Genomic DNA, 14,694 nt, shown 5'->3' with positions numbered 1-14,694 from the left:
TAGGTATCCCTCTCATGCGGGAGGGCACACGAGTAATCTATGTAGCCTCCATGAGAGACGACCATCAGCCCGAACGATCGGTGCGGTCCCCGAACGCGACGAATCCACTGGGCACGAACCGTGCGGTAGTGACGCCGCCCATCGACGAGGTGTTCGCGTTGCTCTCGAACGACTGCCGACGCCGTGTCTGCCTGTTCCTGCGGCGGGCCGGGATCGAGGTGGCGACGCTCGACGACCTCGTCGACGCGCTCGCGTCGGACGAAAGCGACGAGGAGCGCGAACGGCTGGCGATCAACCTCCATCACCGGCACCTGCCGAAACTCGACGAGGCGGGCATCGTCGACTACGACCCGCGGAGCAACACCGCACGGTACTGGGGCCAGCCGACCGTCGAGAAGTGGGCCGAACACGTCGAGGCCATCGACGACGGTCAGCAGGCCGAATCCTGATCGCTCGGCCGTGCTCTCGGCCGCCCAGCGTCCGCCCTCCGTCCGCCGTTCCTCGCTGGCGTTCCCTCCCGTGACCGGCAGGACAGTCGGCGACGCGGTGGAGTAGTGAGATGCGTGGGTTTTTCACTCCGGATGCCGAGAGTCCGGGTATGCAGGGTAATCTGCCGCCGGAAGCACAGGAGAAAATCGAGGAGCTACAGGACCTTCAGGAGACGGCACAGCAGGTCGCCGCCCAGAAACAGCAGGCCGAGACACAGCTGACCGAGTCCCAGACCGCGCTCGAAGAGCTCGACGACGTGGACGAGGACACCACCATGTACCGCGAGGTCGGTGAACTGCTCGTCAAGACCGAGTACGACGAAGCCAAAGACGATCTCGAGGAGTCCGTCGAGAGTCTCGAAGTGCGCGTCGACACGCTCGAAAAGCAGGAAGAGCGCGTCCAGGAGCAGTTCGAGGAACTCCAGCAGGAGCTCCAGCAGTTGCTCGGCGGTGCCGGCGGCGGTGGCGGCCCGATGGGTCCCGGTGCCGGCGGCGCATAGGATGGGCGAGCCCACCGACGAGGACGTCGTGGAGACGGCCGCCGACGCCGCGGAGGGGGTCGTGTTCGCACGCTACAAACAGTCCGAGGTCACCGACCTCGACGTGACCGTCACCTTCGAGGACGGGATCCTCGAAGTAGACGTGTACCTCAACGCACCCTCGGACACGCGCGACCCCGAACAGGTCGCCGACGACGCCGCGCTGACCGCGCGATCCGCCGTGGACGACCTGTTCGAGTAATTTCTCAGGACGCGCTCTCGCTGCCGCCCCGTCGTGTGACGACTGCCCGTGCGACCACGTACGCGAGTATCACGAACACCATCGAGCCGAGCGTGTACGGGAGTACCGACGTGACGTAGCCGAGCACCCCCCCGAGTAGCGACCCCTCCGAGTCATCGCTCGGCGCGGAGGCGTTCGTCGCGACGGTGGTCGTCGGATCGGGCGTCACCGTCGCGGTCCGAGTGGGTGGTGACTGGGGCGTGTCGTCCACCGTCGCAGTCGGTGGCTGTGCCGTCTCCGGCGTGCTCGGTTCGGGGGTCGTCGTCTGCGCCGGGGTCGAGCCGGGTTCGATCACGAGCGTGCCCGACAGCGTCCGGTCCTTGCCGGCCAGCCTGAGGGTGTAGGGGTACTCTCCGGGCGGCAACGAGGGGTAGGAACTGCCGAAGGCGACGGTTCGGTTCCGGTCCGGGGTGACGGTGACCGTCCGGTTCCCCCAGAGGTCGCCGTCGATCCGGAGCCTGACGTTGGCGTTCCCGTCCGCGACGCCCGTGTTCTCGACCGTGGCGGCGAGCGCCGACAGCGACTCGCCCTCGGTGATCGTCACCGACGAGGTGGCCTCGACCAGCGCGAGTTCGGCCGGATTGTCGGGATCGTCGGCGATGACGACGGGACGGCGGTCGACCAGTTGGTCACGCAAGAACAGTTCGGCCTCGACCGGATGCTCGGGATCGAGTTCGGCGAAGCTGACCGCTGGCGTCCGGAAGTTGCCGTCGGCCGCGATGGACACGTCGTCGATCTGTATCTTCGTCGGCGGTGGGCCGTCCCGGGAGATGAGCTGGATCTCGATGTCGGTCCCGGGCGCGTACGTCGTCGACCCGGTGAGCCGGTACTGGCCGTTCTCGCCGACGATCAACTCCCCGTCCCCCGTCAACTGGTCCTCGCTGTAGTCGATCCGGGGTTCGACGACGGTGAAATTCGTCGTCGACTCGACGGTCGTCTCCCCGCTGTCGAAGTAGGGGTACTGCTCGCTGCGGTCGTCGTCGGCCGTCGACTGGGCGGTGAACGGCCCGGGTAGCCCGCCCCCGGTCGGGAACCGATACTCCTCGCCGGCCGTCCCCTCGAACTCGAAGGTCACTCTGAACCGGTCGCCGGGGGCCGACCGCTGACCGAACCACGTCCCACTCGACGTGTCGAGGACCATCGAGAACGACGACTCGCCGTCGGTGAAGTCGACGAACAGGTCCTGGGCGTTCGCGCTGTCGAACGTGACCTGTTCGGGCTCCTGATTCACCCCGGGATTCAGGTGTTCGACGGTGACGTTGACGCCCTCGGGATAGTCGAGCAGGGTCCGGAGCTGGTCGAGCCCGTCGCCCTCGATGGTCGCGAGCGTCCCGCGGAACCCGGCGGTCGAGAAACCGCTGATCTGCACGCGATCGCCGGCCGCGACCCAGTTCCGGTCGGTCGCAGGTGTGAAGTCCTCGTCGGCCGCGCCCTTGGGGTGCCACGCTCCGTTCGAGGCCCCCCTCGAAACTCGGTTTGGTCAGCCTGAGGTTCGACCGGTCGAGCGGCCCCTTCAGGTAGGGCACGTCGTCGTCGCCGAAGACGAGCGTCTCGTTGGCTCCCGCCAGCAACCGGTAGCGAGCGGGCTGGACCGGTCGCGGGAGTCGCGTGATCCCGACCTGTTCGTTGAATCCCTCGAGGTCCTCGGCGATCACCTCGCCGTCCTCGTTCACGAACTCGAACCCGTCGAACTCCGCGGTGTTTTCGGGCTTCGTGTCCGCGCCGTACTTCTGGGCGTAGCTGACGACGCTCCCGGAGTAGGCCGACTGGTCGGTGCCCAGCAGGCGCGTGTTGACGGTGAACGTCGTCCCACCGGAGACGTACAGCAGGTCCAGAAAGTTCCGGTTCGACGAAGATTCGACCGTCTTGTCCCCGCCGACGAGGAGGTAGCCGCCGCAACTGGTCGAGATCTCGACCGTATCGCCGGCCACGCCCTCGAACGTGTCCGGCCCGAAACAGTCCTCCTAGGCGAGCGCGACAGCGGGCGGCGCGGTGTCACTCGCGGCGACCGAACCGGCATCGATGGAGCCACCCACGGCCGGCCCGGTAACTGCGAGCAGACACAGCCACAGGCAGACACCGTAGACCGCCAAGCGTGCCGGTCGGCTGGTCGCGGCGCTCGTGTTCTCCGGTGCCAGTAGCGGTTGCATCGTCGTGTCACCGGCGGTCGTCCGCCGTTTCCCGACGGTCGGACTGGCCGCGGCTTAAAACGTCCCGTCGGGTTATCAGATTCGGTAACTACATGAGGGCAAAGAGGAACAGCGAGATGGTCAGGACGGCGACGATGACGGCGGCGGCCAGCGTGGCGCCCATCGAGATCATCGCGTTGGCGTGGGACGCGAGTGTCTCGGTCCGGTCGTTGCCGAAGACGGTGACCGCCGCTCGCTCGGAGGCCATGCCCGCCTCGACCGGTTCGAGGTCGTCGGTGGCCTGTGCTACCAGTTCGGTGACGATAGCGACGAGTTCGTCGTCGTCGATGGCCGCGCCGACCTGGTTGTCCGCTTCGACGGTGTTGACGATGTGGGTGTCGGTCGTCATCACCTCGGCGTGATCGACGCCCTCGATGGCGTCGACGAGCGTCCCCCGCAGGCCCGGTTCCATGTTGTTGCCGTCGACCAGCACGTACGCGGTGCGGTGCTCGCCGACTTCGAGGACGGCCACCCGGACGCCGAGCGGACCGATCCCCTCTTCGGGCTCCCAGGGCGTCTCGTCCCAGGCGACGCCCAGGTTCGGCTGGCCGCGCTCGGCGTCGAGGAGTCGTTCCCCGACCGCGCCGGCCCCGGTGATCATGTCGAACGACCGCCTGCTCCCGGGGGTGACGTGGCCCAGGTCCTCGCCCTCCAGCCCGTTGTTGCTGTTGTGGGCGTCGACGAGCATCACGTCGTCGAGGCCGGCCGAGCGGGCCTCCGCGGCCGCCGAGAGCCCGACCGCGTACTCCACGTCGTCGGCGAATTCCGGGGCGTAGGTCGCCACCGCGAGGGCGTCGTCGCCGAAGGCCTGCCCGACGAGTTTCGCGTCCCCCTCACTGGCCCGGACGGAGACCGTCGCCTCGTCGGTGAACTCGATCTCCCCGATGGCGCTGTCGGCGGCGTCGAGGATGGTGTCGACCTCCCGTTCTGTCACGAGGTTGAAATCGTGACCGGCAGTGGCGTGGGGCGGGAACGCAAGCCCCTCGGCCCGTCGGGCGACTCGCTCGGGGAGGTTGCCGCCGCCGATATCCCCCATCGGGCCGGGGTGGATCATCGGCAGGACGAAGCGGGCTTTCTCCGCGCCGTTCTCGGTCCGGAAGACCAGTACCGTCACGGGCACCATCGCCTCCTCGCCGATCTCCTCGAAGAAATCCTCCAGTTCGCGGGTACCCTCGGCGATGTGGCCGATGAACCCGCGGACGAAATCCAGCACGGACACGTCGAGACTCCGCCGCCACGGGGAGTCGATGGCCCGGAGGAACAGCGCGACACCGCCGGCATAGATGAGACAGACCGCGGCCAGCACCGCGAAGTCCTGCGGGACGACGACCGACAGCTCCTCGGGTGCCGCCGCGCGCCGGGAGAGGTACGCGTTGACGATCGGGCCACCGACCTCCAGGAACCGGAGCGTCCCGCTGTAGATAAAGAGGAGGACGGCGGCCGCGACGGTCTGGATGCTGGCGGGGATCGCCGCGACCGGCAGGGAGTGTCTGGAGACGGCGACGATCACGAACAGCCGGATCGCGAAGATCGACGCCAGCGCGAGCAACAGCGCGTCGAAGACGAACTGCTGGCCGAGCGCGTCGACGACGGGCGCTGCGAGGACCAGGTCCTGTATGGGCCCCGTGACGAGGACGATTAGGCCCGCGACCACCAGCACCGCGACGGTGACGAGTTCACAGGTCAGCGCCAGCAGCGACGCGCGGTTGGGTGTCAACTGCCCGCCGAGCCGGCCGTCGACGTACGGCGTGAGGACGCTCGCGGCGATGGTCGGCAGGCCGATGAAGAAGATCCCTTCCCACGCGTCACCGAGGACGAACCGGCCGTCGAACACGGCGACGCCGGTGACGGCGGCGATTACGAGGGCGAACGTCATGGTCGAATACCAGTTGGGCGCGCGGAAGATGAACCGCGAGAGCCCGGCGAGATCGCCCTGAGTCTGGGTCATTGTTGCTGGTTGGATTCCCCTCCGCTATAGTTCTTGATGCCTTCCTGACTGTAGTGGATCGTTCACATACCCGGTGAAAAATCCACTCTCGGGCCCGCTATGGCGAAAGAGGGTGGAGCGACCGCCCGGAGACCGCTCACTCGCAGATCCCGAGGAAGTTCTCGAAGACGGCTTCGCCCTCTTCGGTGTGGGAAACTTCGGGGTGCCACTGGACGCCGTAGAGGTTGCGCTCGGTGTCGCTCATCGCCTCGACGCCGCACACGTCGCTTCTGGCGGTTCGGGTGAAGCCCTCGGGGACTTCCTTGACCTCGTCGGCGTGGCTGGCCCACACCCGCGTTTCGGGTGCGAGCGAGCCGATCAGGGGATCGGCGTCGTCGGTGATCTCGACGGTCACGTCGGCGTAGCCGCCGTAGTCGCCGGCGTCGACCCGGCCGCCGAGCTCGGCCGCGATGATCTGCATCCCGAGACAGATGCCCAGCACGGGCACGTCCAGCTCGAGGTAGTCGGGGCAGTTGCCGATGTCCTCGATATCGGGACCGCCCGAGAGCACGAGGCCGTCGGCGTCAACCTCCGCGGGCGGGGTGGTGTTGTCGATGAGTTCCACGTCCACGCCCAGGTCCCGGAGCGCGCGGTGTTCCAGGTGGGTGAACTGACCGTGGTTGTCGACCACGTCGATACGCGTCATTGGGAGGACACAGACCGACGGGACGGATAAGTCGCCCGAAACTCACTGGTCGCGGTCGAACCGCTCGGCCGCCGAGGAGAAGTCGAGTTCGTCCTGCTCGCGGGCGCGGCGGGACTCGGCCTCGGCGATGGCCTCGGCGTCGGGATTCACGTCGTCGCCGATACGCGCCCACGAGTCGTGGACCTTCGAGTGACACCAGCGACAGAGGACGACGGTGATCTCGTGGCTCGGATCGCCGTCCTCCTCGGCCCCGTCGGCGTAGGAGAGGTGGTGTTCCTCCAGCAACGGCCGTTCGTCGGAGTGGGCCAGCCGTCGCGATTCCAGCCCACAGCGGGCACACTCCCGACTCGCGGTCGCGCCGCCCGCGCCGCGCCGGCCGTGGTCCCGACAGCTGAAGTGCGGGCAGTCGGCCCACTCCCAGGGGCCGGTCAGGCCCTCCTCGTCGCGGTCGCCGGCGACCGGGCACTGGAACTCCTCGGCGCTACGGGCGTCGGCGAAGGCCGGATCGCGGTCGCCCTGTTCGACCGCGAACCGACACTTCCCCGCGTCGGTGAGGTGGTCACACCGGTCGACGTGGGCGTAGGGGTCGTCGACCCCGACGGTGGTGCCGGTCGGCGTCTTCTCCATACCTCGTCTCTGGCCCCACTCCGGTTTCAATAGCCCGGCTCTCGGTCTCCGCCGCCCGGATGTCTGGTTGCGGGACTGCCCGGCTCACGCTCACCGGGGATATCAGCGATGAATTCGACAGTGTGGTTCCTCGACCTCTCTGCCCATCGCGCCCGTATGGGATTTCACTCAATGAGAATCGAGCGAGCGTTAAAACGTGTCCATCGAGACAGTCGAAATGTATGGACGCATTTCTCGATCGGTACCGCTCCCTGCTCTGGGGGACGATGGATCGGCTCGGCGTGACCGACTCCGTCGAGCGGAAGGTCGTCGCCGCGGTGGTGATCCAGTTCGCGATCTCACTGGCCCAGGCCGTCCTCCCGTTTCTGGTCTCCGGACTGGTCCGCGTCGCGCTGGTCGGCGCGCTCGTCGTCGCGGCCGTCGTCGCCTTCCTGAACACGCTCCTGATCACGCGCGAGGATCTGGTCACGCCGATCAAAGAACTCGAACGGACGGTCGCGGCCGTGGCGACCGGCGACCTCGACGTAACCGCCACCCGGTCGGACCAGCCCGACGAGGTCGGTTCGCTCACCAACGCCGTCGCCGACATGAGCGAGTACCTGACCACGGTCTCCCGACAGGCCGACGCCCTGGCCCGCCAGGAGTTCGATGCGCCGGTCCTGGACGAAGCGGTCCCCGGCGAGTTCGGCGAGTCGCTGTCGACGATGGCCGACGAACTCGACGGCTACACGACGGAACTCGAGGAGATGACCGCCGAACTCGAAGAACGGTCCGCGAGCCTCGAAGCGATGGCCGCGGCCTTCGCCGACGCGACCGAACAGGCCCGCGAGGGCGACCTGACCGCGACCGTCGAACTCGACGCCGACGACGACAGTCACGCGGCCGTCGTCGACAACTACAACGACCTCTTGGCGACGCTGGCCGACACCATCGGCGACGTGGCGGCGTTCGCGGGTGCGGTCGCGGACACGAGCGACGACCTGCAGTCCTCCGTGGTCGAGATCGATCGCGCCAGCGACGAGATCGCCGGTTCGACCGAGGAGATCTCCGAGGGCGCGGCCACCCAGAGCGACCGGTTGCAGGAGATCGCCACCGAGATGAACACACTCTCGGCGACGGTCGAAGAGATTGCAGCCTCGGCCGACGAGGTCGCCGAGACTGCGGAGGAAGCCGCCCAGCGGGGTCGGTCGGGGCGTGAGGCTGCCGCTGACGCTATCGACGAACTCGACGCGGTCGAGGCGCGTATCGACCGTACTGCCGAGGACGTTGCGGGGCTCGCGACGAAGATCGGACGGATCGACGAGATCGTCGCCGACGTCGAGGCCATCGCCGAGGAGACGAATCTGCTCGCACTGAACGCCTCCATCGAGGCTGCACGCGCCGGCCAGGACAGTGAGGGCTTCGCCGTCGTCGCAGACGAAGTGAAGGCGCTGGCAGACGAGGCTCGCGACTCCGCCGACGAGATGTCCGAGCTCATCGCCGAGGTTCAGCGTGAGGCCGACGATACCGCCGCGAGCGCCCGCGAGATGAACGACCAGGTGACCGACAGCATCGCGACCGTCGAGGGGACGCTATCGAACTTCGAGGACATCGTCGCGGTGGTCGGCGAGTTACACACGAGCGTCAAGGAGATCTCGACGGCGACCGACGACCAGGCCCAGACCACGCAGGAAGTCGTCGACATGGTCGACGAGGTGGCTTCGATCAGCGAGGAGACCGCCGCCGAAACCGAGACCGTCGCCACGGCCGCCCGCCAGCAGACTGCGTCGGTCTCGGCCGTCGCCGAGCAGACCGAGTCGCTGTCGGCCGAAGCGAGCGACCTGACTGACCTCCTCGACCGGTTTCGACTCCCGGACGCGTCCCGCCAGCCCGACGCGGCTATCGGCGGCGCGTCCCGCCCCGCAGACGACTGACCGGCTCAGGACGTGGGCTGTGGATCCTGATCGTCGACGACCGAGCCACCGCCGACACCGGTGAAGACGAATCGCGTCCCCGCGGACGCCCCTTCTCCATCCGGTGTCTCCAGTTCGACGCTCCAGCCGTGGGACTCGGCCATGGTCTCGACGATGGAGAGTCCCAGCCCAGTGCCGTCGTCGGTGGTCGTGTAGCCGTACTCGAAGATGTCGTCGGCGTGTTCTGCGGGGATACCGGGGCCGTCGTCTTCGATGTAGAAGCCGTCCGCGGTCGCGCCGACCGCGACGGTCACGTCCTCGGGGCCGTGGTCGACTGCGTTGCGGACGACGTTCTCGAAGACCGTCAGGAGCTTGCTCCGGTCGGCCTGGAGCCGTCGGTCGTCGGCGACGGTGAGTGTGGCGTCTTTCGTGTCGACGTTGGCCCAGGCGTCGCGGGCGACGGTCGAGAGGGCGACCCGTTCGGTCGATTCGACGGTTTTGCCCTCGCGGGCGATGGTGAGTACGTCACCGATGATCGCCTCCATACGGCTGTGAGTCTCGCTCGTCTTTCGCAGGTACGCCTGGGCTTCGTCGGCGTCGGCGGCGTTCAGGCCGTCCGCCGCGACCATGTCGTCCAGCATCTCGGTGTAGCCGTCGGCCACCTGAATGGGGTTGCGCAGGTCGTGAGAGATGGTGGAGGCGACCTGATCGAGGCGTTCGTTCTGCTTTTCCAGTTGCCAGCGGGACCGCTCCAGCGCGGTCACGTCCCGCAACAGAACGGAGTACCAGTGACGGTCGTCGCGGCCGCGGCTGACCTGCGCGACGTTGACCGAGTAGTGCCGCTCCGCGCCGTCGAACTGGCCGGTGAGCCGTCCGGCGGTCTCCTCGCTGGTCTCGGGGAACGAGACCGCATCGGTCAGGTCCGGACAGGCGATCCCGAGTGGCTCGCCGACGTGCTCGCCGAGGTTGGGCCAGATGCGGGTGCTGGCCCCGTTGAAATCGACGACGCGGCCGTCCTCGTCGAGGACGAGGACCGGGTCACGGAGGTTCTCGACGACGGCGTTGCGCGCCACCGGCTGGATGTCGAACAGCCGGAGCCGAAAGAGCGCCACTGTGGTCAACACGTTGAACGGGAGCGCACCGTAGGCAGCGTGAGCCAGCCCCGCGGCCGGAAAGACGCCGGCTTTCCCCAGTACCTGCGCGACGGCGATGGCGAGCCCGCCCGCGAGCAGGAGGACCAACTGCACCTCCGACCGCTGAGAGGTGGAGAGCAGGTACTTCACCAGCACCGACCAGGCGTAGCCGATCACCGCCGCCAGCAGGAGGATCAGGACGATGAAGCCGGGCTCGTAGACGAACTCGTAGTAAGTGAACGGCTCCCGCCGGAAGACGAGCCGCTGGTACAGCAGTCCGTGCGACCAGTTGGTAAACGAGAGGACGGTGGTCCCGCCGACGAGGGCGGCGAGCGCGGCCTGTGCAATCGGATGGCGGTGGAATCCCGATCCCGTGTACTGGGAGACGAACACGGCGAAGAGGCCGTAGGAGCCGAAGGCGGCGCTCGTCTCCAGCATCGCGGCCGCCCGCTGGAGGTCCGGATCGGACACGACGATGTGGGCGACCACCGACAGCATCCACACCTTCCCGACGAGCAAGAGCAGGACGAACGTCTTCGCACCGGGCCGATCCCACTGTAACCGATAGATCCAGTAGATCAACCCGACGCCGATGACGGCCGTCAGGACCGGCAGGCCGACGTACGCCAGGTACATCGCCGAGACGGCCATGGCTCTAGATACCAATCGACAAATATAGGTTCTCGTCCAGTTACACGTCCCGAAACCGCTTGGCCGGTGTAGCGGTCCGCGGACCGGTCACTCCACGACGGACGGTGGGGTCTCGGTCACGGGTTCGCTACTGGCCTCGCTGAACACGAAGCGTGCGCCGTCATCGTAGTCGGTGTCGTGATCGACGGTCCAGCCGTGGGATTCGGCCATGGTCTTGACGATGGAGAGGCCGAGCCCGGTCCCCTCGTCGGTGGTGGTGTAGCCGTACTCGAAGACGTTGCTCGCGTGTTCTGCGGGGATACCGGGGCCGTCGTCTTCGATGTAGAAGCCGTCCGCGGTCGCGCCAACTTCGACGGTCACGTCGTGGGGTCCGTGGTCGAGTGCGTTTCGGAAGCAGTTCTCGAGGATCGAGAGAAACTTCGAGCGGTCGGCCTGGAGCGTGCAGTCGCCGTCGACGGTCAACCTCGCGTCGCTCGTGTCGACGTTCTCCCAGGCGTCTTTGGCGGCCGTCGCCAGTGAGACCGGGTTGGTCTCGTCGACGGTTTTGCCTTCGCGAGCGATGGTGAGGATGTCGTCGATGATCGCTTCCATCCGGTCGTGACTGGTCTGGATCTGATCGAGGTGAGTCAGCGCCTGTTCGCCCTCGTCGGCGTCGAGACCGTCCTCGTCGATCATGCCCTGGAGGATTTCGGTGTAGCCGTCGGCGACGTTGATCGGGTTGCGCAGATCGTGGGAGATGGTGGAGGCGACCTGATCGAGGCGTTCGTTTTGCTTCTGGAGCTGCCAGCGGGACTGTTCGAGGGCCGTCACGTCCCGCAGGAGGACCGAGAGCCACTCGTCGTCGCCGTCACGCCGGGCGACCCGCGAGACAGTGACCGAATAGTGACGGTCACGCCCGTCAGCCGGCATGGTGAGCCGTGCCCCTTCGTCGTCGCCCGCCGGATCGACTTCCTCGGCCAGGGTCGGACAGGCGGCCTCGAACGGTTCGCCGACGTGGGCGTCGAGGTCGGGCCAGATCCGGGTGCTGGCTTCGTTGAAATCGACGACGCGTCTTTCGCTGTCGAGGACGAGGACGGGGTCTCGGAGGTTCTCGACGACGGCGTTGCGCGCCACCGGCTGGACGTTCAACAGGTCGAACCGGAACAGTGCGAGCGTCGCGAACACGTTGAACAGGATCGTCGCGTAGGTGGCGTGGTTGAGGTGTTCCGCAGGGAAGAGTCCGAACTCGCTCGCGGCGGTGATGCCGATGACCGAGAGCACGGCGGCGATCAGCAGTGCGAGCTGTCTCGTCGCCTGCGCCGACGTCGAGAGCGTGTACACGAACAGCTTGTAGATGTTGTATCCGCCGAGCAGGTAGATGAGCAGGTAGATGCCACCCAGTCCCGCCTCGACCTCGTAGGCGTAGTAGGTGATCGGCTCCTGGATCAACCGGACGTTGGAGGTGTAGAGGCCGGCCGGTCTGAACAGGGAGAGCACGACGAACCCGCCGAGGATGATCGCGAACGCGGCGCGGACCAGCCAGTGGCGATGGAAGTTACTGCCCGTGTACCTGCCGGTGAACACGGTGAAGGAGATGTACGAACAGAACGCGAACAGCACGATGGGGAAAAACAGCGCTCGCTTGACCCCCACCGGCGGGGCAAGCAGGTAAATCCAGAAGAAAAAGGCCGAGAGCCCGCCGGTACCGAGCGTGATCACGAACCACTTTGCCCCTGCCCGGTCCCAGTGGCGACGATAGATCCAGTAGCCGAGGACGGCGTGTAACAGTGTCGCAACCGCCGGTAGCGTGTAGTACGCCAGCGCGACGGTCGAGAGACTACTGGCCATAGTCGCTCTACTGACCACCCTAATTTCAACTATCCCCTCCAGTTCTCACTGCCTGAAACGCAGCGGGCCCGCGATCGGACCCGAAACGCAGGGACGACGGCACGGGCCCCGACCAAAACGTTTTGTCGGCACCGGGCGAGCGAGGGGTATGCGCGTCGTGCACGAGGCCGCAGGTGAGCGGCGAGCGCTGGCGACGACCGTCGACCTCGCCGATTCGTTCGTCTCACAGACGATCGGGCTGATGGGACAGTCGACGGTGTCCGACGACTACGCACTGGTCTTCGAGTTCGGTGAGCCCGGTTTCTTCTACCGACTCCGTGACACGGTGCCCCGGCGGGTGATCCATATGCTGTTCGTCCGGACGCCGCTCGACGTGCTCTGGTTGCGGGACGACGAGGTCGTGAAGATGGCAACGCTCTCGCCCTGGACCGGCCTCGGCGTCGCCAAGGCCGACACCATAATCGAACTCGCCGCCGGGAGCGCCGAGGGCGTCGAAGTCGGCGACAGAGTGGTCGTCGAACGTGGGGAACCACCGGACGGCGACGCGGAACCGACCGACGACAATCCGACGGCCGTCTCGACCGAAGACGACCCGGCCGCCGACACGACCGAGTGAGTCGTGCGTTCGGCCGCTGTCTCGAATCCAATAGATTAATGCGCGGGACTGGTCAATGGTGGGGTACAATGTCGGACCATACCCCGACGGAGGATAGAGGAAGTCGCCGCAAGGCGGCTGGATGCGAAATTCTCGGTTCTGCCTGATGGTGGACACACCGTGACAGACAGTAGCTTCTTCGGGAGCCACCCACAGCTCCGGGACCTGAGTGACGTCGACGACGTACAGTTTCTCGATACGACGCTGCGCGACGGCGAACAAGCGCCGGGTGTGTCGCTGACGCCCGAGGAGAAAGCGCGCATCGCCCGCGGACTCGATCGAGCAGAGATAGACTTCATCGAAGCCGGCAGCGCCTGCACCGGGCCGGGCGAGCGCGAGACGATCAAACGCGTGACCGACCTCGATCTCGACGCGACGATCACGAGTTTCTCGCGAGGCATCCAGAACGACATCGACCTCGCGCTGGACTGTGACGTCGACGGCGTGACCATCGTGGTCCCGGGCAGCGACAAGCACATCGAGACGAAAGTCGGGACCACCCACGAAGACAACGTCCAGAACACGGAGGAACTGGTCGCCTACGCCAAAGACCACGACCTCTGGGTCGAGGTCATCGCGGAGGACGGCTCTCGTGCCCGCGTCGAGTACCTCGAAGAGCTGATGAGCGCGTCGATGGACGCCGGTGCCGACCGGATCTGTTACGCCGACACCGTGGGCCACGCCACGCCCGACGACACGCTCGAACGGATCGAGCCGATGACCGACCTCGGCCCGACCAGCACTCACACCCACGACGACCTTGGACTGGCTGTGACGAACGCCCTCGTGAGCGTCGCCGCGGGTGCCGACCTCGTCCACGGCACCATCAACGGCATCGGCGAACGGGCCGGCAACGTCGCCCTCGAAGAGGTCGCCATCGCGCTGGACCACGGCTACGACGTCCAGCCGATGGATCTGACCGAGGTGTACGACCTCGCACAGCTGATCTCCCGGACGACCGGTGTCCCGCTGGCCCCGAACAAGGCCGTCATCGGCGAGAACGCCTTCACCCACGAGAGCGGCATCCACACCGACGGCACCCTGAAAGACGACTCGATGTACGAGCCCTACCCGCCCGAGAAAGTCGGACGGGAGCGCCGGCTCGTCCTCGGGAAACACGCCGGCCGCGCCGGCGTCGCCGCCGCCCTCGAGGAACACGGGATCGACGCCGACGACGACGAGATCGACGCGGTCGTCGAACGCGTCAAGGCCATCGGCGACCGGGGCAAGCGCGTCACCGACGCCGACCTCCTGACTATCGCCGAGGAAGTCGTCGGCCAGGACCGCGAGCGCCGGGTCAAGCTCCTGGAGATGACCGCCGCGAGCGGGTCGGGCACCCCGACCGCGAGCGTCCGGGTCGAAGTCGACGGCGAGGAACGCGTCGCGTCGGGCCACGGTGACGGCCCCGTCGACGCCGCCGTCTCCGCCGTCCAGCAGGCGCTGGGCCGCGCCGCCGACGCCTCGCTCGATTCCTACCACGTCGACGCCATCACCGGCGGCACCGACGCCGTCGTCACCGTCGAAGTCGAGATGTCCCGCGGCGACAACACCGTCACCGTCGCCGTCTCCGACGCCGACATCACCAGAGCGTCCGTCGAGGCCATGGTCGAAGCCATCGACCGCCTGATCGAGAACGAACCCGAGCAGGTCTTGGCTGACGACTAAATTTTTACTTCCTCGGGTTCGCGCTTCGCGCGAACCACTCGTCGCAAAAATTTAGTATAAAAACTTCCCGGACGCTCACTCCGTTCGCGTCCGGTGAACCGCCTCGCGGCTCCGCCGCTCGACGGATAGTAGTTTCAGCGAGAAATGTGTACAA

13 protein-coding genes are annotated in these 14,694 nt (G+C 66.9%); 7 read left to right on the top strand and 6 right to left on the bottom strand.

The genetic code is table 11. The features are described 5' to 3' along the window. The first annotated feature begins 50 nt into the window (after window positions 1-50). From BMX17_RS03200 to BMX17_RS03190, 3 genes are all read left to right on the top strand, one after another. Window positions 51-449 (top strand): DUF7344 domain-containing protein, encoded by a 399-nt coding sequence (locus BMX17_RS03200; protein ID WP_211611270.1) that lies wholly within the window; start codon window positions 51-53, stop codon window positions 447-449. A gap of 149 nt (window positions 450-598) precedes the next feature. Continuing rightward, entirely contained in the window at window positions 599-988 is a 390-nt protein-coding gene (locus BMX17_RS03195) for a prefoldin subunit beta (protein WP_092657576.1), read from the top strand. A 1-nt stretch (window position 989) separates the two neighbouring features. Further along, on the top strand, window positions 990-1,229 hold the full coding sequence (locus BMX17_RS03190; RefSeq protein WP_092657574.1) for a DUF3194 domain-containing protein: 240 nt from the start codon (window positions 990-992) through the stop codon (window positions 1,227-1,229). A gap of 4 nt (window positions 1,230-1,233) precedes the next feature. Here BMX17_RS03190 and BMX17_RS03185 read toward each other — a convergent pair whose 3' ends face one another. Further along, complete coding sequence (locus BMX17_RS03185) at window positions 1,234-2,637, bottom strand: hypothetical protein (protein ID WP_092657572.1); 1,404 nt, start codon at window positions 2,635-2,637, stop codon at window positions 1,234-1,236. Here BMX17_RS03185 and BMX17_RS03180 point away from each other — a divergent pair. Beyond that, complete coding sequence (locus tag BMX17_RS03180) at window positions 2,585-3,409, top strand: hypothetical protein (protein WP_139203411.1); 825 nt, start codon at window positions 2,585-2,587, stop codon at window positions 3,407-3,409. The two genes, BMX17_RS03185 and BMX17_RS03180, sit on opposite strands and share 53 nt — an antisense overlap. Window positions 3,410-3,506: 97 nt before the next feature. On the opposite strand, the gene BMX17_RS03175 is transcribed toward BMX17_RS03180, so the two are convergent. The 3 genes from BMX17_RS03175 to BMX17_RS03165 form a co-directional block, all read right to left on the bottom strand. Beyond that, a complete protein-coding gene (locus BMX17_RS03175; RefSeq protein ID WP_092657568.1) occupies window positions 3,507-5,405 on the bottom strand; it encodes a DUF2070 family protein in 1,899 nt (632 codons plus the stop codon). Between the two features lie 136 nt (window positions 5,406-5,541). Next, a complete protein-coding gene (locus BMX17_RS03170) occupies window positions 5,542-6,090 on the bottom strand; it encodes a GMP synthase subunit A (protein ID WP_092657566.1) in 549 nt (182 codons plus the stop codon). A 42-nt stretch (window positions 6,091-6,132) separates the two neighbouring features. Next, a complete protein-coding gene (locus tag BMX17_RS03165; RefSeq protein WP_092657564.1) occupies window positions 6,133-6,717 on the bottom strand; it encodes a DUF7097 family protein in 585 nt (194 codons plus the stop codon). Window positions 6,718-6,983: 266 nt separating this feature from the next. Between BMX17_RS03165 and BMX17_RS03160 the strand changes: the two genes are divergently transcribed. Further along, the gene (locus BMX17_RS03160; protein ID WP_394327890.1) at window positions 6,984-8,630 is read left to right on the top strand and encodes a methyl-accepting chemotaxis protein; all 1,647 of its coding nucleotides are present in this window, start codon (window positions 6,984-6,986) and stop codon (window positions 8,628-8,630) included. A gap of 5 nt (window positions 8,631-8,635) precedes the next feature. Here BMX17_RS03160 and BMX17_RS03155 read toward each other — a convergent pair whose 3' ends face one another. Next, on the bottom strand, window positions 8,636-10,408 hold the full coding sequence (locus BMX17_RS03155; protein WP_139203410.1) for a histidine kinase N-terminal 7TM domain-containing protein: 1,773 nt from the start codon (window positions 10,406-10,408) through the stop codon (window positions 8,636-8,638). Between the two features lie 72 nt (window positions 10,409-10,480). After that, complete coding sequence (locus BMX17_RS03150; RefSeq protein ID WP_092657557.1) at window positions 10,481-12,220, bottom strand: sensor histidine kinase; 1,740 nt, start codon at window positions 12,218-12,220, stop codon at window positions 10,481-10,483. 148 nt (window positions 12,221-12,368) lie between these two features. On the opposite strand from BMX17_RS03150, the gene BMX17_RS03145 reads away from it, so the two are divergent. After that, window positions 12,369-12,836 carry a DUF192 domain-containing protein gene (locus BMX17_RS03145; RefSeq protein WP_092657555.1) on the top strand — a complete coding sequence of 156 codons (468 nt, stop codon included), beginning with the start codon at window positions 12,369-12,371 and terminating at the stop codon, window positions 12,834-12,836. Window positions 12,837-12,995: 159 nt separating this feature from the next. Further along, window positions 12,996-14,540, top strand: a complete 1,545-nt coding sequence (locus BMX17_RS03140) for a (R)-citramalate synthase (protein ID WP_244514926.1) — start codon at window positions 12,996-12,998, stop codon at window positions 14,538-14,540. Window positions 14,541-14,694 lie beyond the last annotated feature (154 nt).

Origin of the sequence: Halorientalis persicus (genome assembly GCF_900110215.1) — an archaeon.
Taxonomy (GTDB): Archaea; Halobacteriota; Halobacteria; order Halobacteriales; family Haloarculaceae; genus Halorientalis; species Halorientalis persica.
Note: the sequence above shows the minus strand (reverse complement) of the source record. Positions and strands in the feature narration are given on the sequence as shown.